Genomic DNA, 24270 nt, shown 5'->3' on the forward strand with positions numbered 1-24270 from the left:
TTATTTAGTTTTATTTGTTTCCGGTTTTAAAAACTCCGCATTCTCGCACGCGACTTTTAGGCCTTTTGCGCAGCTTTTGTCAAAGAGCTCTTTAGCCTTGGCGATATCGGCCGCGACGCCTTTGCCCTCGGCGTACATTATGGCTAGGTTATTGCAACCTTTGTCATAGTTTAGGGCGCAGGATTTTTCGTAAAATTCTTTAGCTTTGGCGTAGTCTTGCTCCGTGCCTTGGCCGAATGCATACAAAAAGCCGAGGTTGTCGCAGCCGATACCGACGCCGCCCGCGCAGGCCTTTTCGTAAAAGGCTTTTGCTTTAACGTAGTCTTTTTCTACGCCCATGCCTTCAAGGTGTAGGTAGCCTAGGTTATTGCAACCCATCATATCGCCGTAGTCGCAGGCTTTGGTGTAGAGCGAGATCGCCTTTTTGATATCGGTTTTGACGCCCGCTCCGTTTGCGTAAAGAAGCCCTAGCGAAGTGCAGCCCTCGTTATCTTCGCAGGCTTTTTCGTAGTAAGCGGCTGCTTTAGCGAAGTCCTGAGTCGCGCCGTTGCCGCTTTCGTAGATGTAGCCTAGGTTGTTGCAAGCAAGCGCAAATTTGGCGTTGCAAGCTTTTTGGTATAAATTTATCGCCTTTTCGTAATTTTTCTCCACGCCGCCCGTACCTTCAAAATACACCACGGCAAGGTTGTAGCAGCCAGAGGCCTTATTTTCCTCGTGGCAGGCTTTTTCGTAGATTTCTATGAGCTTTTTATGGTCGCCGCTTTGCTGGGCTTGCATGCCCTCTTGGATAAAGCCCGCGTTTGCGCTAGCGCATAAAACCGCCGCCGCTAGTAGTTTTTTATACATTTTTTCTCCTTTTAAATCGTTTTTACGTCGCGCCCTCTAAAGGCTAGCGCGGTTATCAAAAGCATGCAGCCAAGCGCGATATAGACGCTAATGTGCACCGGCGGCAAATCTCCGCTGGCGTAAGAGTGCATGCCCGTTAGGTAAAAATTTACGCCAAAATAAGTCATCGCGATCGAAGCGTAAGAAAACACCGATGCGATCAAAAATACGTAGAGCGAATTTAGCTTCGGTATAAAGCGCAGATGCAGCGCGATCGCGTAAACTAGGATCGAGACGTACGACCACGTTTCCTTACTATCCCAGCCCCAGTAGCGCCCCCAGCTCTCGTTCGCCCAGATTCCACCGAAAAAATTTCCAAGCGTTAGCAAGCAAAGACCGATGATGAGGCTTGCTTCATTTATCGCTGCGATATATCTGATCTGCTCGTTTAGCCTCGCCTCGTTTGCTTTGTTTTTAAACGCCATAAGCCCTAGCGCGATAAGCCCGAGCACGCAGCCAAGGCCTAAAAATCCATAGCTAGCAGTGATAACCGATACGTGGATACTGAGCCAATATGACTTTAGCACCGGGACTAAATTCGTTATCTGCGGATTTACGAAGCTCATGTGAGCCACCAGCATCACGATGCCCGCTAGCAGCGCAGCCGCCGCAAGCGCAAGCAGCGAACTCCTAAAAAATATCATCCCCGCTAGCACTCCCGACCAGCCAATATAGATCATTGATTCGTAGCTATCGCTCCAAGGCGCATGCCCCGAGACGTACCAGCGTAGCGCCAAAGCTGCCGTATGCACCGCAAATCCAAGCGCAAACGCCGCTAAAATCGCTCGCTCAAGCGGTAAAATTCGCCTCGATAAAAACACTGAAGCAAGCCCAAGCAAAAGCGCGGCAAAGCCCAAAATCCAGTAGAAATAAACCAGTTTTTTAAACACCGAAGCGCGGTTATAAAATACCTCGGCATCAACCCTGCTAACGCTAGGTAAAATTTCCGCCGAAGCCGTTCGCTGATAGTTTCTTAGTGCGGCTAGTGCGGAGTCGGCCTTGCCCCAGTTATTATCCGAGATGCCTTCTTGCAGGCCAGTTATATAGTCGTTTAGCATGCTTTTTGCGTTGGTATCGACTCGCTCGTCGCCAAATGCGTCGTTTGGCGAGAGCCAGGCATTTTGCGGGTCGTTTGCTACCGGGATAAATTTAAAAAACGTGCCCTTAAACGTTAGATACGCGATGTTTAGTCGCTCGTCAAATTTGATGAGGTCGTTATCGAGCGTGCCTCGTTTTGATAGAGGTTTTTCGTTCGCGGCTTCGACCTGTGCGGCCAGTTTATACTCGCCGTTTGCGTCAAAAGCGTCTCTGAAACTCGCGTAATCTCCGCTCAAATTTAGCATTTTTTTGATCTCGCCGTTTTTTATCTTTACGATTTTGATCTCTTGCCACAGCGCGGGATTTAGATTCATCCCAAGCACGATCTGCTCGGCGCTTAGGCCGTAAAGCGAGTCCGTGTCCGAGATTTTATTTACGATTTCGCCCGCTTCGGTGCTAAGCGGCTTTATCCTGCCCGCGTAGTCTTGTACGAGAAGCTTTGCAAATTCGCCGTTAGCGTGAGCGGCTGTGTTTGCGGCAAAAGTTTTTAAAATCTCGCTTTCGTTTTGCTCGGCCGCGTTTGCGTTAAAATTTAAAAAACCAAGCGCGATAAAGGCCGCAACGAGCGAAAATCGGCTGTTTTTGATGAAATTTATGAGTTTTAAAAAGCGGCTGTTTTTGGTAAAAAAGTTGCCGATGACGCCGACGCAAAGCAGGAAATATCCGATGTAGGTAGGAATTTTACCAGGATCGCGGTTGACCTCTAGTACAGTGCCTTGCTCGTCCGCGTCGTAGGATGACTGAAAGAGTTTAAAGCCTTGCAAATTTAGCGGATGATTCATGTAAATTTTATATCTCGTTAAAACCTCGCCTGCGTCTGAGAGCGCCTCTACGTCGCTAGAGTAGGATGACGGGCTTTGCGAGCCGGGGTAGCGCTCAAGCTCAAATTTAATAAGCTTTATCGAAAACGGCAGGCTAACTAGCTTTGAGCCCCAAGTTAGCATTATCTCCTCGCCGTCAAAATTTAGCGTGCTAGGCTCGCCCAGCCAGCCTACGCCGCCGTGGATTTTGGCCGTTTGTTCGCGCTGCCCTTCAAAGCCCGCTTTTACTACGAGAGTACCGCGCTCGCCTTTGGGTGCGGGTTTATAGGAGTCAAATTTGACGGTGAAATTTTTGGAATTTATACTTTGCGTGAAGCTAAAATTATTATCGCCGATTTGGGTTAAATTTAGCGGATACTCGAAAAATGCGTCTTTGGTTTGGATCTGCAGATACGGCTTTACGCTCACCATCTCGTTTCCGCTCTCGCCCGCCCTTACGTGCAGTACGCCCTCAGCGCCCAGATAACGCGTCAAAGCCGCACCGATAAAGATAACGATAAATGCAACGTGAAGTACGAAGGAGCCGAAGCGGCGCCACATTTTGGTTTTTACGATGATAGCGAGCAAGCAAAGCGCAAGCACGCTCATGACGCACTCGTACCAGCGCGCATCATAGACTAAAATTTTAGCCGTTTGCGTATCGTAAATGCTCTCTAAGAAAGTTGCGACGCCGGCGCCTGCGGCAAGGATAAAGAGGAGGCAGAGCGCAAATTTGTAAGAAGTGAAAAATCTAAATAAATTTACGCCCAAAATCGCCTCTTTCGAATTTTTTACATTATTATATCGTAAGTTTGACCTGCGTATAGTATAAACATTCTAAGAAGTAATACTCCGACCACGCTAGCAAGCGCGCTAACGTAGAACGCAAATGCGGTGTGAGCGATCTTTTTGCCTAGTGCGAAATTTAAAACTAGCGGTACGCAAAATCCTACGCCCACGACGCCTAGCCAAAACAGCTGAGCATAAACGCCTTCGCTAAAGGCGACGCTAGCGGCTTTTTGCACGTCGCTGCCCGTGATGAGCGAGACGAAAATCATGCCGATTAGTAAAATTTCCATCGCTAAAACCGGCCACTCGACCGCGTGTAAGGTTTTTAGATCGCCTCCGTGCGGGTCTGCTTTAAAGAAAAGCGCGGCTATTAGGCTTGAGCCCGCGATGCCAGCCGATAAGCCCGACGCCACGAAAAGCGCAGGTAAAACGGCGGTATTAAGGATAGGAAATCTAACCAAAACCGAGATCAAAAAGCCCGTATAAGCGCAGATCGCGACGGCAAAAACAAGCGTAAGCGCAAGAAGCAGCGGGCGAAGCGCGTTTAAAATTTTCATCGCAAGCTCGAAAAGTCCTTTTAAAAAGCTAAGATTGTGCGTCAAAAACTCTCTAAGGCACTCTTCAAACGCGTAAAGGCAGGCTACGAAGGTAAGCGGGATATAGACGCAAAGCGCCGCCACGCCCACGGACATAACCGATGTGAAGTTATAATTAATCAAAATTTTCCAGAAAAGTAGCGGTCGCTCTAAATCGGCCACCAGACAAACCATACCTAGAAGGATCGTGACGAAAGATAGCAACGACGCAGCCTTAAACAGCGGCGTGCTTTCGGTCTGTTTTTTGTAAAATTTAACGAGGATCGCGACTATCAAAGCGCCGCCGCTCATACCCGCTAGCAAAAGATAAACCGCGATCGGCCAGCCCCACTCTACGCCGTGCGAGAAGGTCGCAGTGAAATTTATAGCTCCGTTCATATCACACCCCCAATTTAACCGCAGGAATATAGCGCAGGCTCGGCTTCGTGCCGCACTCAGGATGCATGCGCAGGCTATCTTTTACGCGAAGTAGCTTGCTGATGTGCGACTCTTCGTCGTTTAGATCGCCGAACACGATCGCCTCGTATCTGCACGCCTCGATGCAGGCAGGCTCGTGGCCGTCTTTTAAATTTGTATCCAAGCAGAAGTTGCAGCTCTCTGCGGCTCTCGTTTCGTGGTTTATAAATCGCACGTCGTAAGGACAGGCTACGATGCAGTATTTACAGGCGATGCAATCATCGGTGTTCATCGTCGTGATGCCGGTTTTTTCGTCCTTGTGACAGGCTTTTGTCGGGCAAACGGTCACGCACGGCGCGTCCTCGCACTGCTGGCAGGAAACCCTGACGTAGCGCTTTTCTTTCAAATTTAGCGGATCGGTTTTATCCTGGATAAAAAGCCTCATTTGGCCTTTTGGGACCAAATTTACCTTTTGGCAGGCGACCTCGCAGTCGGTACAGCCGACGCATTTGTTCTGATCGAAGATCATGCCGTAGTGCGGCTTTTTGCCGTTTTCCGTAGGGGCGTCTAAATTTATACTCTTGCCCAGTACGCTAGTCGCTCCCGCAACCGCCGCGCCCGAAGCAAGGAATTTAAAAAACGTCCTTCTTGTATTTTGCTCTTTCATATTCTTCTCCATCCGTATGGATTAAATATCCTAAATTTATCTACCAACGCTACTTCCGTGGCTGTGCGCGCCATGGAAATTTCGCGGCTGAGTTTCGCTTAGTTTTTTGGCTGCGCCGGCTAGCTCGCCAGGTTTTAGCGCCTTTACTAGCTCGACTTCAAAAATCAGCGTCGAGCCGCCCGGTATCTCGTCCGCACCCTCGTCTCCGTAAGCTAGGTGAGACGGGATGACGAATTTATATTTTGAGTTACCGTTCATCATCATGAGGCCCTCTTGTAGGCCGTCTATTAAATTTACCATAGAAAGGATCGCAGGTTCGTTTCTAGAGTATGTGTCGTCAAAAACTTTGCCGTTTATGAGGTAGGCTTTGTAGTTTAGCGCTACGACGCTCTCAGGTCTTGGCTTATCGCCGTCGCCGACAGCCATGACTTCGTACTGAAGCCCTGATTTAGTCGTTTTGACCTTTTTATTTTTGGCGTTTTTCGCCATAAATTCTTCGCCCTCTTTTAAATTTTTTTCAAGCGCTTTTTTTAGCGCGTCTTGGGTTAGCTTATTTAGTTTTTCGTCTCTTTGGTTTAGTAGAGAGATGATCTCTTCGTCAGTTAGTTTTTGTTCTTTTTTAAAAGCGTCGGCAAAGCCGTCTAAAATAGCCTTGCTGTCAAATTTAACGCCTAGGCTTTCTTGTTTTTTTAGTTGTGCGGAGATATAGGTTCCGGTTGAAATTCCGATACTGTATGATTCTTTTTGCTCTTGCGTCATCGCCTCTTTGTCTGCAGCGCTTGCGCATAAAACGCAGCCGGCCGTTAGGCAAAGAGCTAAAAGCGGGTTTTTGTTAAATTTAAAACGCATAAATTTTACCTTATCAAATTTGGACGCCGCAAAATCGCGGCGTCCGTAATCGCATCATAAATTGTTGTTTATGATTCTTTGGGCTTCTTTGATGTACTCTTTAGAAGCGTCGAGTCTTTGTTTTGTATATTTAAAGCCGTGCATACCCCATGAGCCGTCTTTTTGTAGCAAGTCGACAGTGTCTTGCGCTTTTTCGATTAGCTCATAAACTCTCGTCTTATCGCTAGGGCTTAGTTTCTTAGTTTCTAAGATAGCATAAAGTCCCTCGATACCGATTTTGACTTGAGAGAAGTCGTTTTTAACAGGAGTTTGCCATCCCATTACTTCGTCGTAAACCTGTTTTTGGTTCTTGAAGTGTAGGGTAGGTTTTAGCTCAGATAGTACCGGGCTGTGGCAGCCTTTAGTATCTTGCATATCTTTATCGGCCCAAGACGTTCTAGCGCACGCCCACATTAGGTCAACGAAGTTATGTCCGTTTTTATCTCTTTGGAAGTGCCAATCTTTAGCGTCTCTTGGTCCTTTAGCAGCGTCGCCCGCAACTAGAGATTTTCTAGCAGGATCTACGTCGATCTTCCAGATGTGAGATCTTCTTTGAGTATCAAATCCAGCGTTGTCTTGGAACTGGATAGCGTAGAAGTTCTCGCAGCTCATCATGAACGGCATATGGCAAGATGCGCAAGTGTTATCTTTATGTGTATCGGCTCTTGAAGCGATATATGCTTGCTCTTTGTGGCAATCTTGACAATCTTTTCTGATTTTTGGTTTAGTGTAAAGCGCACTTAGGTAGCCTTGCTCTGAGTTATAGTTTACGCCCTTGATAGTCTTGTCGCCTACGACCGGACCCGTGTTATCGTGTGGATCGTGGCAAGTGGTGCAGCGCATACCTTTATCGTAGTGAGCGGTAAAGTATGATTGTGAACCTTCAGATCCGCATCCTGGTCCCATTGATTTAAATTTAGAGCTTAGAGATAGATCAAGCTTGCCTTGGTTTAGAGGATTAGCGCGAGCTAGGTCTGGGCTATAGTTAAATCTTTGGTGACAGCGTTCGCAGTTTGATGTTCTAAAGTTTGTAGCTCCGTCAAGGTGACCGCCTGCTCCGTGACACTCCTCACAGCTTACGCCTTTAGAGATAGTGTGTTTTTGAAGCTCTTTAGCATTACCCAGAGCCGCATAGAACTCTTTCTTGGTTTTAAAGTCAAATTTGAACGGGTGGCAAACTTCGCAGTAAGAACCGTTTGCTTGGAAGAACATTGACTTTTTGTATTTAGCGGCGTATGAGGCTAGACCTCTGACGTATCCGCCGTTGTCGCCGTAATCAGCTAGAGTTTCTGGGAAATCAGGAACGAAATCTTTGATTTTCTTAACAGTTTCGGGAGTTAAATTTAACGCCCAAGTTCTTTGGAATTGGTTGCCGCCGGCTACGACTTGACCAGTACCGTCTTTTAGGTTACCGCCCTCTATGTGGTAAGTACCGCGTAGTAGCCATGCATCTACGTAGCCGAATTTAGTTCTTAGGTGGCCTACGGTCGCGTAAATAACGTCCGGAGTAATGCCTTGAGGCAAGATAGACGCAGTATCCGGGCTAAATACCGGATCGGTTAGGTTGTTGTTAACCTCCGGGTGCTCGCCAGGGAAGCGGATAGTAGTGGCGTGGCGCGATCTGCTCCATACCTCGTACTGCGCAGGGTGGCACTCGCCGCACTTTTCTGATCCTATGAATTTGTTAGGAAACTGCAAAGACGAACCCGCAGGTATCCTATACATCATAGAGCTGTAGCCTTTACCGCCGTCTCTTTTACTAGCTTTTGACATGTCAAAGCCGTGACCTTCGGCAAGCCACTCAAGTCCACGGTCGTGAACGTCCAGTTTACCGACTGTTTTACCGCCGTATTTTGTGAAAATCGGGTGGTTTTTAAACAGCCACTCATACATCTCTTGCTCTTCTACGATGTAGTCTTGCAAGGATATTACGCCTCTACTTTGAAGCGTACCTTTTGGGTTTGCTATGACGTCTCGCGCTTGTTGAGACATCTGCATGTTGTGTTCTTCGCAACAGGCTTGCGATGCGAAGACGCTAACGCCCATAAGCAAACCTAATAAGGTTTTACTTAAATTCCTCATTGCGCCCTCCTTATAAATTTTGGATCTAAAATCAAAAAGATTTCATACTGATAATGTTATCGTAAAAAGGGGGCAAAAAAAGGGGAATATTAATAAATTATGAATTTTTAAATTTAATAGTAAATACTACGCCGTTATTTATATTTTGCGCGTAAATTCGGGCGTTGTTTTTTTCGGCTATCACCTTACTCATATATAGCCCAAGCCCGCTGCCTGACTTTTTCGTAGTAAAATGCGGCTTGAAAATTTTATTTATCACCGCTTTATTTATATTACCGGCGTTATTTTCGAGCGTTATCGCTCGCTCGCTGTTTTGCAAAAGGGCTGTTATTACAATTTGCCGTCGATTTGCCTGCGCTCGATCTTGCGGCGCGTTTAAAAATGCTTCTTTGGCGTTATTCATGACGTTGATTAAAATTTGAATGAGCTCGTTTATATTTCCGTAAAGCGTAAAATTTTCTTTTATCTCGACTTTTACGTCGATGACGTGCCTTTTGAGCGTCGCGTTTAAAATTTTACAAGCCTGCTCTATAGCCTGCTTTACGTCAAATTCGCTCTTTGGCATATTTGGATTAAAGAAATTTTTAAAATCCTCGATAGTGCCGGACATAAATTTGACCTGCTCATTCGCCTCCTCGATGGCCTCTTTTAGCCTCTGCTGGCTTAGCTTGCCTCGCTCGGAGTAAAGCTCCAAATTTACCAAAGTCGAGCTAATCTGGGCTAGAGGCTGGCGCCACTGATGCGAGATATTGCCGATCATCTCGCCCATCGAGGCTAAGCGGCTTTGATTTATCATCAAAAGCTCGTTTTGCATCTTGGTTTTTTCGTTGCCTTTGTGGATTTTATAAACGAAAAATAAAAACGCCCCGAATATCGCCGTGATCGCCACGCCGCTAACGATAAATTCTTGTTTATGATAGAGCAGGATGCTTTTTACCGGGATTTTAAAGCTCACCATCGCTATCGTGTCGCCGACTTTGCCCTCGAAATTATTTAAATTTCCGTATTGTTCGAGCATTTTTTTAGGCGCGCTGTTTATGTTGTGGCACTCGACGCAGGACGGGTGGGAGTTTTTGACCGGAAGGCCGACGAAAAAGTACGAGGCGTTTTGATCTTTGATTATGTCGGAGTAGACCTCGTATTTACCCTCTTTAAATCCTTCTAAAATTTCGTTTTCAAATTCCGTACCTTCGTGTTCGGGGTTTAGCGGGTTCGTCGCCGTTAGCCTGTAGTCGTAGTTTATGTTTTTTTTGGCGAGCTGGATTTTGTAAATTTGACGAGTTATATAGGATGAGGACATGAGCCTTGGATCAAAAAGGTCTTTGTCTATGACGCCGCCGTCTTTTAGCTCTTCTATCAGCGGGCGCTGGACGGTGGAGATGTAGTCGCGTATGCCGTTCATCGCATCGAGTACGTAAAATGCCTCCTGTCTGGCGTCCTTTAATGCAAGATCGCGGTAAAAGTTAAAAACCAAAACGGTAATGGCGCCGTACAAAACGACGAGCAGTAGGACGATAAATTTAAATTTGGACTTCACATAGATATCCTACGCCGTATAAATTTCTGATTGTGTCTTTGCCGATCTTGCGGCGCAGCTCTTTTACGATGGTTTTGATGGCCTCTTTGGTCGGTTGTTCAAATTCCCACATGTAGTCAAATAGCTGTTCGTAAGTGATAGTTTGATTTTTGTTGTTTAAAAAATACTCCAAAAGCTTGCTTTCGCTTTTGGAGAGGCGACAGGCCTCTTCCTTTATATATATGATTTTTTTACTAAAGTCGTATTTGAGGTCATCGTTGATGCTAAACATCGGCGTATGATCGATGAGCTCCATCGCGACGTCTTCTAGCGCTTTTATAAACGTATCTTTGTCATAAGGCTTTGATAGATATCTCGTGATCTTTAGCTCGACGGCGCGCCACAAATACTCCTGCTCGGTGTGGCTTGAGATGATTACGATCGGGATTTTGCGATTTGCAGAGCGGATCTTTTTAGCTACCTCTAGTCCGTCCATGTGAGGGACGCTAACATCTAGGACGAGCGCGTCGTACGAGCCGCTCATAGCCTCGTCTAGCGCCTCGATGCCGTCGCTTACGCCTTTTACTTCGGCAAAAAACAGCTCAAGGGAGTCGATCATGTTTTTTAATATATAAGGTTCATCCTCTAAACAAAGGACTTTTTTGTTGGATAAAACATCTAAAATAGAGTAATCTTGCATCTTTTTCCCGTACTAAATTTTGCCGATACTAACACAAGCAAGCTTAAAATACTATTTTCAGAGGTTGCGATATTAATCGCGAATTATAAATTAATCAAAACTTTCTGGCGGCTTGGATGTAAAATTTGGGGAATAAATTTAAAGATGGTGGAGTTAAGCGGGATCGAACCGCCGACCTCTTGAATGCCATTCAAGCGCTCTCCCAGCTGAGCTATAACCCCAATCATCGAAAAGATTTTGGAATTATATCATTTTTATCTTACGAAATTTTGAAATTTGATGAAATAAAATAAAATTTTAAGCAAAAATCAGCTAGAATCTCATTTCTCAAACAAAAATGCGGGAATAGCTCAGGGGTAGAGCACAACCTTGCCAAGGTTGGGGTCGCGAGTTCGAATCTCGTTTCCCGCTCCATTTTTGGTTTTGGATAGGGAATTTTGCCCGGGTGGCGGAATGGTAGACGCAAGGGACTTAAAATCCCTCGGTATTTTTTACCGTACCGGTTCAAGTCCGGTTTCGGGCACCATTGACTTTTAGGCGACATAGCCAAGTGGTAAGGCATGAGCCTGCAAAGCTTTGATCCCCGGTTCGAATCCGGGTGTCGCCTCCAAAAATTTAAGGAGAGAAAATGCGTTATTTATTAATGCTATTATCTGCTGCTTTTTTTATGGTCGGTTGTTCAAATACATGGCACGGCGTTAAAGAGGATACTAATAACGTCGTAGAGTGGTCAAAGGAAAAAGTTAATAAGGGCGCTTCCTATGTTAAGGAAAAAACCGAATAAATTTGGCTATAATTAGCCGAAATATTTTTACGGGAGATGGCTGAGCGGTCGAAAGCGGCGGTCTTGAAAACCGTTGAGGTGTGAAAGCCTCCTGGGGTTCGAATCCCTATCTCCCGGCCATTATCTAAATAATATACTAATCTCCAATATATTAATATTTTTAATCTTCTAGTTATATTTTTGCAAATTTAAATAATTTTTCTTGATTTTATTACGTATTTTATTTATAAACTAGAGTAAGCAAAATCTAGTAAATGCCCCCCAATAAAAACACAATTATTAACCACCAGTTTAAGACAAAGCCACCAAATATAAATATCGGCACTGTTTGGAGATTCGCTTACTAGTCCATGGCATATTTTATTTCTGTAGTTTAGTCCCATCGGCTCCGTTAGTAAAAATTTTAGCTCTTCCGTCAAATCTCTCCCGAGCAATTCATATATTTTTGGCTCTTCCAAAAGCGAGTTTATGCTTTTTTCCGATTCTACGCCGTATTCATCGATAGTAGTCGTAGGGATTTTTTCTTGTTGTAGTAAAATTCTCGCTAAATGTTCTATTTGAGGTATCAACAAGTGGCTTGAAACCAAAAAGTCTCTATCAAAACCGTAATATAAACCTTGTGCCCAGATATCTGCCCTGTCAGCAGGAACTATACTAGAATTTCTGCAAATATCATATATTAAACGCATAGACACTCTATGTTCCTCTAAAATTTGCCAAAATGCGGGCAGTATCCTGCCGTCTACCGCTAACTCGACATGTATATGGTATTGCTGGTACATTTCATGTTTTAATTGATCATCTTTTGTCATTATTTGTTGTAGTTTTCTTCCATTGTTATCTATGTCAATTTTAGTAATAAAATTTGAAAGCAGAGACTTCTTAAAAAGATCCTCGGATGACTTTTTGATATCTTCATATAGCGGATTTGCTGTGATATTGGCTAGATAAAATATCGCCTCAGATAATCGCTTGCCTTTTACTGCTAGCTTTGCATTATTTTGATAGCGTGAAATATCAATCTTATTTGATCAATTCCGAGCTCATTTCTATCTTTTTTAGGAACGCCTCTAAGCTCTTTTAGCGCTTGTTCTAGGTCTATTTTTGACAATATAGCGCCGCTTACTTTTGCTTTTTCTATTAAGATATTGGCTATTTTGAGTGCGGTTTCGGCTATTTTACGGCTATTTTCGAGTTTTTTATGCCATTTTTGCGACTCTTGATAATAGTCTATCGCAGCTAGAAATTCTTCCTCTTCTATAAAGGTATCGGCAAAATTTTCTAATTTTTTAGCTACGCTTGATTGCAATTTTTTATCTAGCTTGACAATATCCAATAAATACGACATCCTTAAGCAGTAGTATTGATCGGTCGGCTCTACTTTATTAAAATATTCTAAAATTTTATTCGATATTTTGGCGTATTGATTTTTTGTGATTTTGGATAGTCGAGATAGCCTGATAGCCCTTTCAAACGCATCTATCTTAAATTGATTTAGCGACTTTGGCTCTAGAGATATTTTCGAGTATTCATTTACGGCGATCTCTAAAAATTTTATATTTTTAGGAATTTTTAAAATCCATAAAATATCGGCGATCCTTGATTTTAATCTGCAATCGGTCATTTCATCCAAAATACTTTCGAAAAATTCCAAATCCCGCTCGGTAAAATCATCTAATATCGCCGATCTCCCATTGCTCCAGATGCATCCAGCTTCGTACGGTTCGTTTAGGCTTCCCGGTTTTAAAGCCATAGAGCAAGCAATTCTTAGTGAATAAAACATTTTGCTAGCTTTTAAAATTCCGTTTCTAAAATTTTCCTCGTACAAGTCCGCAAATTTAAAACTGTAATCGTCAAAATATTTTTGCGTCATTGAGTATTTCGTCCAAATTTATACCTAAAAAATTATCTTTAGTTATCGTTGTTTGCTGTATTTTTTCGATCAAATTTCATCCTTTTTAGACTAAATTTCTCACTCCGTCGTTGCAAATTTGACCAATCTCGGCCGCGCGATACGCTCGTAGTCTTTCGTGTTTAAAATGATAGAGCGATCTAGCAAGCCTGCGTTAAAAGCAAGCTCGGCATAGTGCGCAAGCAGGCTCGGATCGGCGATAAGCTCTAGCTCCTCATGAAAGCTAAACGGCGGAACGCAGCCAAAGACGCAATCGGTTAGCCGCATGACCTCGCCAGGGCTTGCTAGGCTAGCTCTAGTGCCGCCAAGTGCCTGTGCGATGAGCTGTAAATCAGCTTTGTAATCCGCCGGCAGCACAGCCAAAACATATCGTTTGGCACCCCCGCCCTTTACGACGCAAACGAGTGCCTTCGCTCCTTGCCCTAGCTCCGTGCCGCGCGCTGCGGCGACCTCGGCCGACGTTTTGGCGCTCGCGTGAGATACCACGTGAAAGTCCGCATTTTGCGCGCTTAGCAACTCTTTTAGCTTCTCGAAAATTTGCTCGGACATCGTTGTTCCTTTATTTAAAATTTAGTTTAAATTATACAGCAAATTTTTAAAACCGCCCTGCTCTTTTTGAAATTTAACAAGATAAATGCGTCTAAATTTGACCACATCTTGAGCCGCTTAAATTTAAATATTTTTGGCTATCATTTCGTAAATTTGCCTTAAAATAAACACAAAGAAAAAGAGCAAATTTACAAAGGAAAAATCATGCAGATCGATAAAATCCAAATCGAAGCAGGCTGGAAAGAGGCGCTAAAAGATGAATTTTTGAGCGAAAATTTCGCCCGCGTGAAGGAAAATTTCTTGCGCGCAAAGGCCGCCGGCGAGGTCTATCCGCCAAACGCACTGATATTTAACGCCTTTAACCTCACGCCGTTTAATACCGTCAAAGTCGTGATCCTGGGTCAAGACCCGTATCACGGTGCAGGGCAGGCGATGGGGCTAAGCTTTTCCGTGCCGCACGGCGTCAAAATTCCGCCGAGCCTCGCCAACATCTATAAAGAAATCCGCGACGATCTGGGCGTAACGGAGCCAAACTCGGGCGATCTGAGCTACTGGGCGAAGCAGGGCGTGCTACTGCTAAATGCGACGCTAAGCGTTAGTGCGGGGCAGGCTAACTCGCACTCAAATTTCGGCTGGCAGGAGTTTACGGACGCTGCGATCAGGAAGCTTAGCGAGCGCGCCCAGAACGTTGTTTTCATGCTCTGGGGCAACCCGGCTAAGGCCAAAATCCCTCTCATCGACGCTAACAAACACCTTGTACTAACGGCAGCGCACCCAAGTCCGTTAGCACGCGGCGCGTTTTTTGGTTGCAGGCACTTTTCAAAGGCGAATTTATATCTCGCCGAGCACGGCAAAGCGCCGATAGATTGGGATCTAAACAACGCGGTTTAGGATGGTTTGATTTTGCTACGATAAAGCGCACTTTTTTGATTTGAGCTAAATAGGCTACGTCAAATTTGCATTCAAAAGCTTGCCAGACTAGGTTTGGCGAGTTTCAAATTTGATTGTAGGGCTTTTGACTCTACTCGGCAAAAGCGGCTCAAATTTTCTATAAAACAGGCCTACTTTTGCGCCTTTTCTGCTCTCATTTCATCTAGCACGGATTTTATCTTGGCCGATTCGCGCTCGCAAAATTTCTCGTCGCCGCTTTGTATGATTAGCGCCGCTTGGCCCTCCTGAGCTTTTTGCAGCTCGCTAAATTTGAGCTCAAACAGCCTAAAGGCCTGAGGATCGTCTTTTAGCTGCTTGGATTTTGTTTCGTAAAGCTCGTTTAGGTAAATTTTGCTTTGCTTTACGTACTCCTCGCACGCATTTTGAGCGCCTAAAACTAGCGCGCCCAGAGCGCAAAATGTCAATATTTTTTTCATCGCCGTCCTTTAAATTTGTAAAATTATACACTTTTTTAGGGTTTAAATTTTATAATTTTCAAAAATTTAAAGGCGGAAAATGAGACGAAAAGATAGAGAACTAAGCGCGCAGGAGGGACTTGCGATCATCGATGCGTGCGAATACGGCACGATCTCTTGCATTGATGAGGCGGGCGAGATTTTTAGCGTGCCGATCTCGGTCGTGCGCGAGGGCGAGAGCGTATTTTTGCACGGCACGCCCGCAGGCTCTAAGGCAAAGCTACTAAAAGACGGCAAAAACGTGACGCTGGTTTGCGTGAGCTACGCGCGGGTGCCGGTTCTAACGGACGAGCAGCTAGACGCGATCAAGGATGACGGCAAGGCGCTTGGCGCCAAAGTTTTCACGACAGAATACAAATCCACCGTCGCCGTAACCAATGCCTACGTCGTGACGGACGAGTCGACTAGGCTGCACGCGCTACGGCTGCTTAGCGAAAAATATACGCCAAAGTATATGCGAACCTTTGACGTAGCGGCGGCTCACGGGCTAAAGGCGATGAATATCTACGAGCTAAAGATCGCGAGCATAACGGCAAAGGCGAAGATCATTCGGGATTAAATTTGCGTTTTATACGTTCTTGCGGTAGTAAATTTGGCGCTAAAATTTGATAAAACTACGTGAAATTTGATGGCGGCAAAAATTTGAAAAAGCGAATATTTACGAGTCAAATTTAAAGGTTGAAATCACAGCCAAATAGCTCAATCAAATTTGAGCAAATTTACTGCTGCTGTAAACGCCGAATTTAAAAAATGGCCACAATATTTTCGCCAAATTTACGCAATAAGCAAAATTTACCGCATTTTGACAAACTTGCATTTAAATATTATTGATATCTAATTTATTCTTAAGAAAAGAATCGTTAAAATCTGCTTATGATTTAGTATTAATTATCAATATTTATATCTTAACACAAAGGGTATGTCATGGGTAAATTTAGCATCATTGCAGCTGCGGTTTTGTTTGGAGCGTGCTCGGCTCTCGCGCAAACGGGAGATTCGGGCGCCAAGTTTAAGCGCGCCGATAGCAATGCTACGGGATCAGTAAAGCTAGATATGGTCTCCGTCACGGCAAACAGGAGTGAAACAGACGTCGCTAAATACGCCGGTCAGGTTAGTGTCCTAAATCAAAACGACCTAGTTAAATCACCGTCCGTCATCGACGCTATCGGCTCGGTGCCCGGCGTTATGCTTGGCAACGACCACGGCAGACAAGTTGGCCAGTACTACAACATCCGCGGCTTTGGTTATCAAAGCGAAGCGCGCGTTATCATCGAACAAGACGGCATAAAACGCTCGCCTTCGCTTTTTTCTAATCAAATTTCAACCTTTCGCGTGGATAACGACTTGCTAAAACGCGTCGAGGTCGTAAAGGGCGCTAGCTCCGTGCTACACGGTAGCGGTGCGGTCGGCGGTATCGTTAGTATGAGAACCAAAGACGTGAGCGACTTTATAAATCCGGGCAGCGACTACGGCGTCACGATCGGCCACCGCCAGGAGAGCAATCACATGAACTCAAATCGCGCCGCCATCGCAGCTAAACCTACGGAAAATTTCGGTATTTTACTCTACGGCAAGCACGCGGACTTTGGCAAGATAAAGATGGCTAGAGACGGCAAGCGATCGGGCGTAAAATACGCAGAAAACGACGAACAGGTAAACACCGTCTTTGCCAAAACCGAGTGGGCGATAACCGACGAGCATGCTCTGGAGGCTAGCGTATTTAACTACCACGAAAAATTCTCCTCCTCGCCTTGGCAGTCGCTTTTCTGGAGCGAGGATGCGGAGCTGCCTACCTCGGGACGGCTAAAGCAACGAGACTATAGTGTGATATACAAATACGCTCCGCTAAATAACAGATGGATAAATTTCTCCGCTCAGTACTACAACGCAAAAGCCCTAAATCACAGGATCAGAACAGGCTTTAGCAGAGGCAATCCCGTCTACATCGACTACAAAAACAAAGACGACAGATGGGGCGTTAGGCTCAAAAACGAAAGCCTCTTTGAAACCGGCATGCTAGAGCACAGGCTAGTTACCGGTATCGACTACGAACATAGAAAAGAGGACGCGATATTTTGGCACAACGGTGTGCTTAGCGACTTTGGCTCATTTCCGAATTTTTACAAAGATCTCGGTATCTACGCGCAGGATGTATTTAGCGTAGGTAGATTCGAGTTTACTTTAGGCGGCAGGTTTGATAAATTTAAACGCGGAGTCAAAAACGGCGATCGCAGCTCATACTCCGAGTCTAGGTTTTCTCCAAAACTAGGCCTTGCGTACGAGGTTTTTGACGGCGTAAATTTACTCGCGGGTTATGCGGAGACCTTTAGGGGACCTACTCCAAACGAGACGTCATCGGCCGGCCCGCTAAATCCGCACTACTGGTACATACCAAATCCTGACCTAAAACCTGAGATCGCAAAAGAGTACGAAGTAGGCTTTTCTATCGACAAACAAGGGCTTTTGGGCGATGATGAGCTGTATTTTAAGGCTACCTACTACGACGGCAACATCAAAGATATGATAAATTTAAAAGCAAGACCGGATAAAGGCAACCCGCCGTTTGACGCAGAAGCGCCGGGCAGACGTTACGGCATGTACGAAAACGTCGATAACGCAAAACGCCGCGGCATCGAGATCGAGTCCAAATACGCGATAAACAACCTTACGTTTTCGCTCGGATACGACCATACGAAAATCTACGACAAAGCGACCAAAAAGATACTCACCGTCTATGCCGACAAGCTAACTTTAGGCGCGATGTATAGATACGAGCCGTGGGGGCTTAGTTTGGGCGGCGATATGACGCACTGGTTTAGGCCTAACAACGACGAGAAATACTACGTCGTGCGCGGTCAAAAATACGAAAACGTAGACGAAACCTTTACTATCGTAAATTTTAAAGGTAGATGGGAACCGAAAAATTTCGACAGCTACCTGCTAAATAAGGGGCTAAAAATCAGCTTTGGCGTAAACAATATCTTTAACAAAGAGTACATTTTCGCAAACGGATTTAAAAATACGACCAGAGTGGGCAAAGGCAGGAACTTCTACGTAGATTTTGAAAAGACGTTTTAGCTTAACGCGGCGAGCGAACCAAATTTGGCTTAAATTTGGTTCGCTTTTGCTGTTAAATTTGCCGTTTTTGAGGGCTCGTTTTTGTTTAAATTCTGCATTTGCTAGGGCAGGGCGCTAACGTCAAATTTGCCTTTTCTTACCCGCCCAAATTTGACCCGTCCGCTCCCGCAAATCCGCTTCTTAATTTAAATTTGACTATAATGTCTTAAAATTTAAAAGGAGCAAATTTGCAAAATTTCGCCTTGAAATTTCGTCCGACGAGCTTAGACGAGATCTGCGGACAGCGCGAGCTGGTGGGCGTTTTTAAAAAATTTATCGAAAACAAAAAAATCCCGCACAGCATATTTTACGGGCCGGCAGGCTGCGGCAAGACTAGCTTTGCTCGCGTCGTCGCACGGTCGATGGAGTATGATTTTTACGAATTTGACGGCGGAAATCTCAAGATCGAGGAGTTTCGCAAAATTCTAAAAAACCACGAAAACGCGCTTTCTAAGCCGCTATTTTTCATCGACGAGATCCACCGCCTCAGCAAAACGCAGCAAGAAGCCCTATTAATCCCGATGGAAAATTACCGCGCCGCCATCATCGGAGCCAGCACGGAAAATCCATATTTCACGCTAAGCTCGGGTATCCGCAGCCGTTCGATGTTATTTGAGTTTAAACCGCTTGCGAGCGAGGACTTTGAAAAGCTGCTTGAGCGCGTGAGAGGCGAGGTCAAATTTGATATCTCAGACGATGCCAAGGCCTATCTCGTAAAAAGTAGCGGCGGAGACGCGCGCGGACTGTTAAATTTACTCGAGTTTGCCGTGAGCCTAGGCAAGGAAATAACGTTAGAAAATTTAAAAACGCTGAGAGCTAACGCCGTTAGCGAAGGCGTTAGCGAGGACGACGTGCATTACGGGCTAGCAAGCGCATTTATAAAAAGCCTGCGCGGTAGCGACGAAAACGCCGCTATGTACTATCTAGCGCGGCTTATAGATGCGGGCGAGAGCGCTGATTTTATCGCGCGAAGGATGGCGATATTTGCCAGCGAGGACATCGGTAACGCAAACCCTAACGCGCTAAATTTAGCCGCTAACGCGCTTGCCGCCGTTAGCAAGATCGGCTTTCCAGAAGCGCGTATAATCCTCGCTCAGTGCGCGATGTATCTGGCTCACTCGCCAAAGTCAAACTCCAGCTACAAGGCCATAAACGCCGCGTTAGCCTACGTTAAAAACGAGCCGCCGCTAGCCATCCCGCCATATCTCATCAACACCGCGCCCGAGGCCAAGGACTATCTGTATCCGCATAGCTTCGGCGGCTGGGTAGAGCAAAAATACCTCGAAAAGCCGCTTAAATTTTACGAAAGCAACGGCATAGGCTTTGAAAAAACGCTGGACGAGTGGCTGATTAAAATAAAATCTAAGGGTTAAATTTGGGAGACTTGCGTTAAATTTACACCGACTCAAATTTGCCCTGCCGGCTTATCAAATTTTACAAGAAGCATTGCGGTCAAATTTAGCGCATTTTTAACTTTTGCATTTTTACAGGATTGTTAAATTTTTCGGCAAAAGCTCGTAAAACCGCCGCCAAATTTGCAAAGCAGCATGAAGGCCCAGCTAAAACAAAACCCGCCTCCCAGATCAAGAAAATCCTTTAAAACCGCCCGCCTTGCCAAATTGAACTCAAAATTTAACTATATTTTTAAAATAGGCTAAAAAATTTTTATTATTTATTTTAGTTTTATATTTTTTTAAATATACTTGAAAAATTTTAAAAAATAAAGGCAAATCCATGCTCACCGACCTCGTAAGCTCTATAAATTCATTTCTTTGGGGGCCGTATTTCCTCATCGCGCTGCTTTGCGGTACGGGGCTTTACTTTACGATTAGGCTTCGTTTCGTGCAGATTTTTAAGTTTAAAATGGGCCTTAATAGGCTTTTTGGCAACTTCTCATTGCACGGCGAAGCGGCGGGAAAATCGGGCATGAGTTCGTTTCAGGCGGTCGCTACGGCCGTCGCGGCGCAGGTGGGCACTGGCAACCTCGTGGGTGCCACAACCGCGCTCATCATGGGCGGGCCGGGCGCGATATTTTGGATGTGGTGCGCGGCGTTTTTGGGCATGGCGACGAATTTTGCAGAGATCTGCCTCGCGCAAATTTACCGCACCAAAGACGACAGCGGCCATATGATCGGTGGGCCGGCGTTTTATATCAGTCGCGGGCTAAAGAGCCGCTATGCCAAGGTTTTGGCGGCGTTTTTTGCGCTAGCGATCATTTTAGCACTCGGATTTATGGGAAATATGGTTCAAGCTAACTCCATCTCAGATGGCTTTAAGGGGGCGTTTGGTATACCAAACTGGGCTAGCGGGCTGTTTTTAGCGGCGATTTGCGCCATGATTTTTATCGGCGGCGTCAAAGCCATCGCCAGAGTCGCCGAAAAGATCGTGCCCATAATGGCGATCCTCTACGTCGCGGTCGGACTTGTAATTATTTGCTTTAATCTTGATAAAATTCCCGGCGTCATAGCGCTTATATTCGAGGCCGCGTTTAATCCGTCCGCAGCTTGGGGCGGCGCGACCGGAGCCACGATCGCTACGGCGATGAGATACGGTATCGCGCGCGGACTGTTTTCAAACGAAGCGGGCATGGGCTCAACCCCTCACGCGCACGCCGCGGCGAACGTCAAACACCCGGTAGATCAGGCGGTGCTCGGTATCATGAGTGTGTTTGTCGATACATTTATCGTGCTAAATATCACCGTTTTCGTCGTGCTTAGCGCCGACGTGATACATTTTGAAAACGGCAAAGCCGTGCTAGCTGGCATCTCGCTCGTGCAAGAGGCCTTTTCGACGCATGTTTTGGGGCACGCTGGCGGCTACGGATTCGTGGCGATTTGCTTGTTTTTCTTTGCGTTTACGACGATTTTGGGTTGGTACTACTTCGCCGAGATCAACGTGCGCTACCTTTTTGGAGCCAAATTCGTGCGAATTTTGCAGATATTTGTCGTCGGATTCGTCTTTGCGGGCAGCTTGCTAAAGATAAATTTCGTCTGGGAGCTGGCCGATATGTTTAACGGCCTCATGGTGCTTCCAAACCTGATCGCCATCATCGTGCTTAGTCCTGTCGTGGTTAAGCTCCTGAAGGATCACGACGAAGGCAAAGAATACGATCCAAACGAGTATATAAGGAAGGCTTGAGCGCCGTTTAAATTTTACGGCAGTTGATTTTTGCCGTAAAATTTGCTTTTAACTAGCGGGATAGAAATTTCCCGCGCTTATTTATAATTCAAATTTAATCTACCGACCGACTTTGCGGCGTCAAATTTGAGCCGATTTAAACCCTTTCCGCCGCTTCTAAAACCACGCTTTTTAGTAAATTTACGCCGTTAGCGATATCGCTCCAGCTAGAAAATTCCGCCGGATTGTGGCTGATGCCGTCTTTAGACGGGATGAAAATCATCGCCGTCGGGCATAGCTTGCTCATGTGCATCGCGTCGTGCCCCGCGCCGCTTGGCATGATTTCAAAGCTAAGCCCGAGCTGCTCGGCTTTTTGGGCGATGAGCTCGATGAGGCGGCCGTCTAGCGCGCATGGCTCGTCGAAGGCTAGTTGTTTGATCTCACATTTGACGCCGCGCTGAGCCTCGATGTGTGAGATTTCAGCCAGGATCTGCTCGTATGCTGCCTCGCGCGTGCGCAGGTCGATGCCGCGCAGGTCGATTAGCAGCGTCGTTTCGCCCGGTACTACGTTCATGACGCCCGGTTTTACCGTGCAGTTGCCCGCGGTCGCTACCACGCCGTTTGCCGCATTTTCGCGCGCGACGCTCTCGACGGCTAGCACTATCTGCGCCGCTGCGCAAAGCGCGTCGCGGCGGTACTTCATCGCAGTCGTGCCGGAGTGCTGAGCCTGGCCCTGCACGCGTACGCTAAATCTATGCGGCGCGGCGATGGCGCTCACGACGCCGATTTGGATATTTTCATTATCCAGTAGCGGCCCCTGCTCGATATGCAGCTCAAAGAAACTCTCGTAGTTCGGTGTCAAATTTTTGGCCTTTTCGATGCTTGCTAGATTGATGCCAAACTCAGCAAAAATCTCGCCGATAGCGCGCCCCTGAAAGTCGCGCACGTCTTTTAGCTTTTCATAGCCTAGCTTGCCGCACATGACCTTGCTGCCAAGCGTCGCGATATTAAATCTGCTCGACTCCTCGCACTCAAAGACGACCAGCTCAAGCGGTCTGCGCGTTTGCACGCCCTCGTCGTTTAGCGATCTGATGAGCTCCAGTCCGCCCAGGACGCCGAGAATCCCGTCAAATTCGCTGCCGTTTATCACGGTGTCTAAATGCGAGCCAAACGCTACCGCCGGCAGCTCGGGCTCGGTGCCTTCGCGCCTAGCAAAGATATTTCCGATCGCGTCTATGCGTACTTTTAGCCCCGCTTCCTTACAGCGCGCGATAAATAGCTTCCTAGCGGCCTTGTCCTCGCGCGTGTAGGCTAGGCGGCTCATCCCGGCGCCGAAACTCTCGTCGTTGATCGCATTTATCTCGCTAGAAAGCGCCTTAAGTCTGTCTAAATTTATGCTCATCGTCTCTCCCTTAGGTTTAAAATTTACAAAATTTTAGCCAAGAAGCATTAAATTTATACTTTAATATTTTTACTTAATATTTAGGATTTAGAGTTATATTAAATTTGAGTGAAATTATTTTATGTTGGTTTGATTTGCAGGCTAACATTTAGCTTGCAAACACCAGCAAATACTAACGTTAGTTTTATTAAATTTGGCGCTATATTTGGGATTTAAAACGTATTTTGCAAATAAACAAAAATAAAAATCGACTAGCAAAAAGTCTAATCAAAAGAGTAAATAAATTTAGTGATAGTTTTTGTAGAATCATACGGCAAACAGAACAAATTTACTGCCCAAATAGATATTTGGCTCGCAATGTATTTTACGAGCCAAAGTTAAATTTGACCGTTTAAACTAGCTGCGCGCCTTGTCCTTTTACGATCTCGCCGATGACGTAGCCGTCGGTATTTGCTAGCACAAAGTCGGCGTTTTCTTTCGGCGCTACGACGATCATGCCAACGCCCATATTAAACGTCCTCATCATCTCGGCAGGCTCTACCTTTTGCGCGATGATTTTAAAGATCTCAGGCGTGCGGATCGCGGCGTGCTCGATCTTCGCACCTAGTCCCTCCGGAAATACTCGCGGCAGATTCTCCACGATGCCGCCGCCCGTGATGTGCGCGAGCGCGTGGATCTTGTCTTTTAAATTTAAAAAGTCGCCGACGTAGATCCTAGTCGGCTCCAAAAGCACGTCGATGAGCGCGTGATCGCCCACTTTGTCGTCAAATTTTAGCCCCAGCTCGGCGATTACTTTTCGCGCGAGAGAGAAGCCGTTTGAGTGCAGGCCGCTACTAGGAAGCGCGATGAGCACGTCGCCCTCGCGTACGAACTTGCTGCGGTCGATCTCGTCCTCCTCGGCGATACCCACGGCAAAGCCCGCGAGGTCAAAATCGCCCTTCTCATACATCGAGGGCATCTCTGCCGTCTCGCCGCCTATAAGCGCGCAGCGGGCGAGTTTGCAGCCCTCGGCGATGCTTTTTACGACCTCTTTGGCATCGCTGATCTCGAGCTTTGCAGTCGCGTAGTAGTCGAGGAAAAACAGCGGCTCGGCGAAGTTGCAGATGAGGTCGTTTACACACATCGCGACGAGATCTTGCCCCACGCCCTCAAATTTGCGCGCGTCGATTGCGAGTCGCAGCTTTGTACCCACGCCGTCGGTGGCGCCTAGGATCGCGGGCTTTTTGTAGCCGGCAGGTAGCCTTACTGCGCCGCTAAACGAGCCGATACCGCCCAAAACGTGCGGAGTTTGCGTCGCCTTGACGAACGGTTTTATCGCATTTACGAAGTCATTTCCCGCGTCTATATCGACGCCAGCGTCTTTGTAGCTTATCAAATTTTATCCTCCAAGATGGTATAATTTCGCAGATTTTAGCTAAAATCGAATAAAAACGCTATAAAGGCTTGCCTTGAAATTTAAACACGCCATCGTCATCACGGGCAGCATCGGCAGCGGTAAGAGCGCGGTTTGTGAGCTGCTTCGTGATCGCGGATTTGAGATCATCGATGCCGATAAGATTTCGCACT

21 protein-coding genes and 5 tRNA genes are annotated in these 24270 nt (G+C 46.2%); 11 read left to right on the forward strand and 15 right to left on the reverse strand.

Features of this window, described 5'->3' with window-relative positions:
- The 9 genes from ACTTJF_RS04530 to ACTTJF_RS04570 form a co-directional block, all read right to left on the reverse strand.
- Entirely contained in the window at positions 1-846 is an 846-nt protein-coding gene (locus ACTTJF_RS04530) for a tetratricopeptide repeat protein (protein ID WP_442550945.1), read from the reverse strand.
- A gap of 11 nt (positions 847-857) precedes the next feature.
- The gene (gene ccsA / locus ACTTJF_RS04535) at positions 858-3554 is read right to left on the reverse strand and encodes a cytochrome c biogenesis protein CcsA (RefSeq protein ID WP_442550946.1); all 2697 of its coding nucleotides are present in this window, start codon (positions 3552-3554) and stop codon (positions 858-860) included.
- Between the two features lie 20 nt (positions 3555-3574).
- Positions 3575-4546: an NrfD/PsrC family molybdoenzyme membrane anchor subunit gene (gene nrfD, locus ACTTJF_RS04540; RefSeq protein ID WP_442550947.1), complete on the reverse strand. Its 972-nt coding sequence runs from the start codon at positions 4544-4546 to the stop codon at positions 3575-3577.
- A gap of 1 nt (position 4547) precedes the next feature.
- Complete coding sequence (locus ACTTJF_RS04545) at positions 4548-5231, reverse strand: 4Fe-4S dicluster domain-containing protein (RefSeq protein ID WP_314068293.1); 684 nt, start codon at positions 5229-5231, stop codon at positions 4548-4550.
- A 36-nt stretch (positions 5232-5267) separates the two neighbouring features.
- Complete coding sequence (locus tag ACTTJF_RS04550; RefSeq protein WP_442550948.1) at positions 5268-6080, reverse strand: FKBP-type peptidyl-prolyl cis-trans isomerase N-terminal domain-containing protein; 813 nt, start codon at positions 6078-6080, stop codon at positions 5268-5270.
- Positions 6081-6134: 54 nt separating this feature from the next.
- Positions 6135-8201, reverse strand: coding sequence for a cytochrome c3 family protein (locus ACTTJF_RS04555; RefSeq protein ID WP_442550949.1), 2067 nt, complete (start codon positions 8199-8201; stop codon positions 6135-6137).
- Positions 8202-8298: 97 nt separating this feature from the next.
- Entirely contained in the window at positions 8299-9738 is a 1440-nt protein-coding gene (locus tag ACTTJF_RS04560; protein ID WP_442550950.1) for a c-type heme family protein, read from the reverse strand.
- A complete protein-coding gene (locus tag ACTTJF_RS04565) occupies positions 9722-10417 on the reverse strand; it encodes a response regulator transcription factor (protein ID WP_442550951.1) in 696 nt (231 codons plus the stop codon). Before ACTTJF_RS04565 ends, ACTTJF_RS04560 begins: the two co-directional genes overlap by 17 nt.
- A gap of 145 nt (positions 10418-10562) precedes the next feature.
- Positions 10563-10638: transfer RNA gene (locus ACTTJF_RS04570), tRNA-Ala, on the reverse strand.
- A gap of 118 nt (positions 10639-10756) precedes the next feature.
- Between ACTTJF_RS04570 and ACTTJF_RS04575 the strand changes: the two genes are divergently transcribed.
- The 5 genes from ACTTJF_RS04575 to ACTTJF_RS04595 all read left to right on the forward strand — a co-directional run bounded on the left by ACTTJF_RS04575 (position 10757) and on the right by ACTTJF_RS04595 (position 11321).
- Positions 10757-10831, forward strand: a tRNA-Gly gene (locus ACTTJF_RS04575).
- 25 nt (positions 10832-10856) lie between these two features.
- Positions 10857-10943, forward strand: a tRNA-Leu gene (locus ACTTJF_RS04580).
- A gap of 10 nt (positions 10944-10953) precedes the next feature.
- A tRNA-Cys gene (locus ACTTJF_RS04585) sits at positions 10954-11027 on the forward strand.
- Positions 11028-11045: 18 nt separating this feature from the next.
- On the forward strand, positions 11046-11201 hold the full coding sequence (locus ACTTJF_RS04590) for a hypothetical protein (RefSeq protein WP_314887220.1): 156 nt from the start codon (positions 11046-11048) through the stop codon (positions 11199-11201).
- A 30-nt stretch (positions 11202-11231) separates the two neighbouring features.
- Positions 11232-11321, forward strand: a tRNA-Ser gene (locus ACTTJF_RS04595).
- A gap of 104 nt (positions 11322-11425) precedes the next feature.
- On the opposite strand, the gene ACTTJF_RS04600 is transcribed toward ACTTJF_RS04595, so the two are convergent.
- The 3 genes from ACTTJF_RS04600 to ACTTJF_RS04610 all read right to left on the reverse strand — a co-directional run bounded on the left by ACTTJF_RS04600 (position 11426) and on the right by ACTTJF_RS04610 (position 13662).
- Positions 11426-12013, reverse strand: coding sequence for a DUF4209 domain-containing protein (locus ACTTJF_RS04600; protein ID WP_442550952.1), 588 nt, complete (start codon positions 12011-12013; stop codon positions 11426-11428).
- Positions 12014-12186: 173 nt separating this feature from the next.
- On the reverse strand, positions 12187-13074 hold the full coding sequence (locus tag ACTTJF_RS04605; RefSeq protein ID WP_442550953.1) for a DUF7380 domain-containing protein: 888 nt from the start codon (positions 13072-13074) through the stop codon (positions 12187-12189).
- A 99-nt stretch (positions 13075-13173) separates the two neighbouring features.
- Positions 13174-13662, reverse strand: a complete 489-nt coding sequence (locus ACTTJF_RS04610) for a YbaK/prolyl-tRNA synthetase associated domain-containing protein (RefSeq protein ID WP_442550954.1) — start codon at positions 13660-13662, stop codon at positions 13174-13176.
- A 204-nt stretch (positions 13663-13866) separates the two neighbouring features.
- Here ACTTJF_RS04610 and ung point away from each other — a divergent pair, with 204 nt between their 5' ends.
- Positions 13867-14553, forward strand: a complete 687-nt coding sequence (ung, locus tag ACTTJF_RS04615) for a uracil-DNA glycosylase (RefSeq protein ID WP_442550955.1) — start codon at positions 13867-13869, stop codon at positions 14551-14553.
- A gap of 170 nt (positions 14554-14723) precedes the next feature.
- Here ung and ACTTJF_RS04620 read toward each other — a convergent pair whose 3' ends face one another.
- Complete coding sequence (locus tag ACTTJF_RS04620; protein WP_442550956.1) at positions 14724-15029, reverse strand: hypothetical protein; 306 nt, start codon at positions 15027-15029, stop codon at positions 14724-14726.
- Between the two features lie 79 nt (positions 15030-15108).
- Between ACTTJF_RS04620 and ACTTJF_RS04625 the strand changes: the two genes are divergently transcribed.
- From ACTTJF_RS04625 to ACTTJF_RS04640, 4 genes are all read left to right on the forward strand, one after another.
- On the forward strand, positions 15109-15627 hold the full coding sequence (locus ACTTJF_RS04625) for a pyridoxamine 5'-phosphate oxidase family protein (RefSeq protein WP_442550957.1): 519 nt from the start codon (positions 15109-15111) through the stop codon (positions 15625-15627).
- Between the two features lie 365 nt (positions 15628-15992).
- On the forward strand, positions 15993-18146 hold the full coding sequence (locus tag ACTTJF_RS04630) for a TonB-dependent receptor domain-containing protein (protein ID WP_442550958.1): 2154 nt from the start codon (positions 15993-15995) through the stop codon (positions 18144-18146).
- A 227-nt stretch (positions 18147-18373) separates the two neighbouring features.
- Positions 18374-19558 (forward strand): replication-associated recombination protein A, encoded by a 1185-nt coding sequence (locus ACTTJF_RS04635; protein ID WP_442550959.1) that lies wholly within the window; start codon positions 18374-18376, stop codon positions 19556-19558.
- Between the two features lie 361 nt (positions 19559-19919).
- Positions 19920-21323, forward strand: coding sequence for an alanine/glycine:cation symporter family protein (locus tag ACTTJF_RS04640; RefSeq protein ID WP_442550960.1), 1404 nt, complete (start codon positions 19920-19922; stop codon positions 21321-21323).
- A 136-nt stretch (positions 21324-21459) separates the two neighbouring features.
- Here the strand turns inward: ACTTJF_RS04640 and ACTTJF_RS04645 are convergent, their stop codons facing one another.
- Both ACTTJF_RS04645 and purM read right to left on the reverse strand, forming a co-directional pair.
- Positions 21460-22704, reverse strand: coding sequence for a M20 family metallo-hydrolase (locus ACTTJF_RS04645; protein ID WP_442550961.1), 1245 nt, complete (start codon positions 22702-22704; stop codon positions 21460-21462).
- Positions 22705-23095: 391 nt separating this feature from the next.
- Positions 23096-24079: a phosphoribosylformylglycinamidine cyclo-ligase gene (gene purM, locus ACTTJF_RS04650; RefSeq protein ID WP_442550962.1), complete on the reverse strand. Its 984-nt coding sequence runs from the start codon at positions 24077-24079 to the stop codon at positions 23096-23098.
- Between the two features lie 73 nt (positions 24080-24152).
- On the opposite strand from purM, the gene ACTTJF_RS04655 reads away from it, so the two are divergent.
- A partial coding sequence (locus tag ACTTJF_RS04655; RefSeq protein ID WP_442550964.1) for a dephospho-CoA kinase occupies positions 24153-24270 on the forward strand: 118 nt, incomplete at its 3' end.

Origin of the sequence: Campylobacter sp. (assembly GCF_052170435.1) — a bacterium.
Classification (GTDB): Bacteria; Campylobacterota; Campylobacteria; order Campylobacterales; family Campylobacteraceae; genus Campylobacter_A.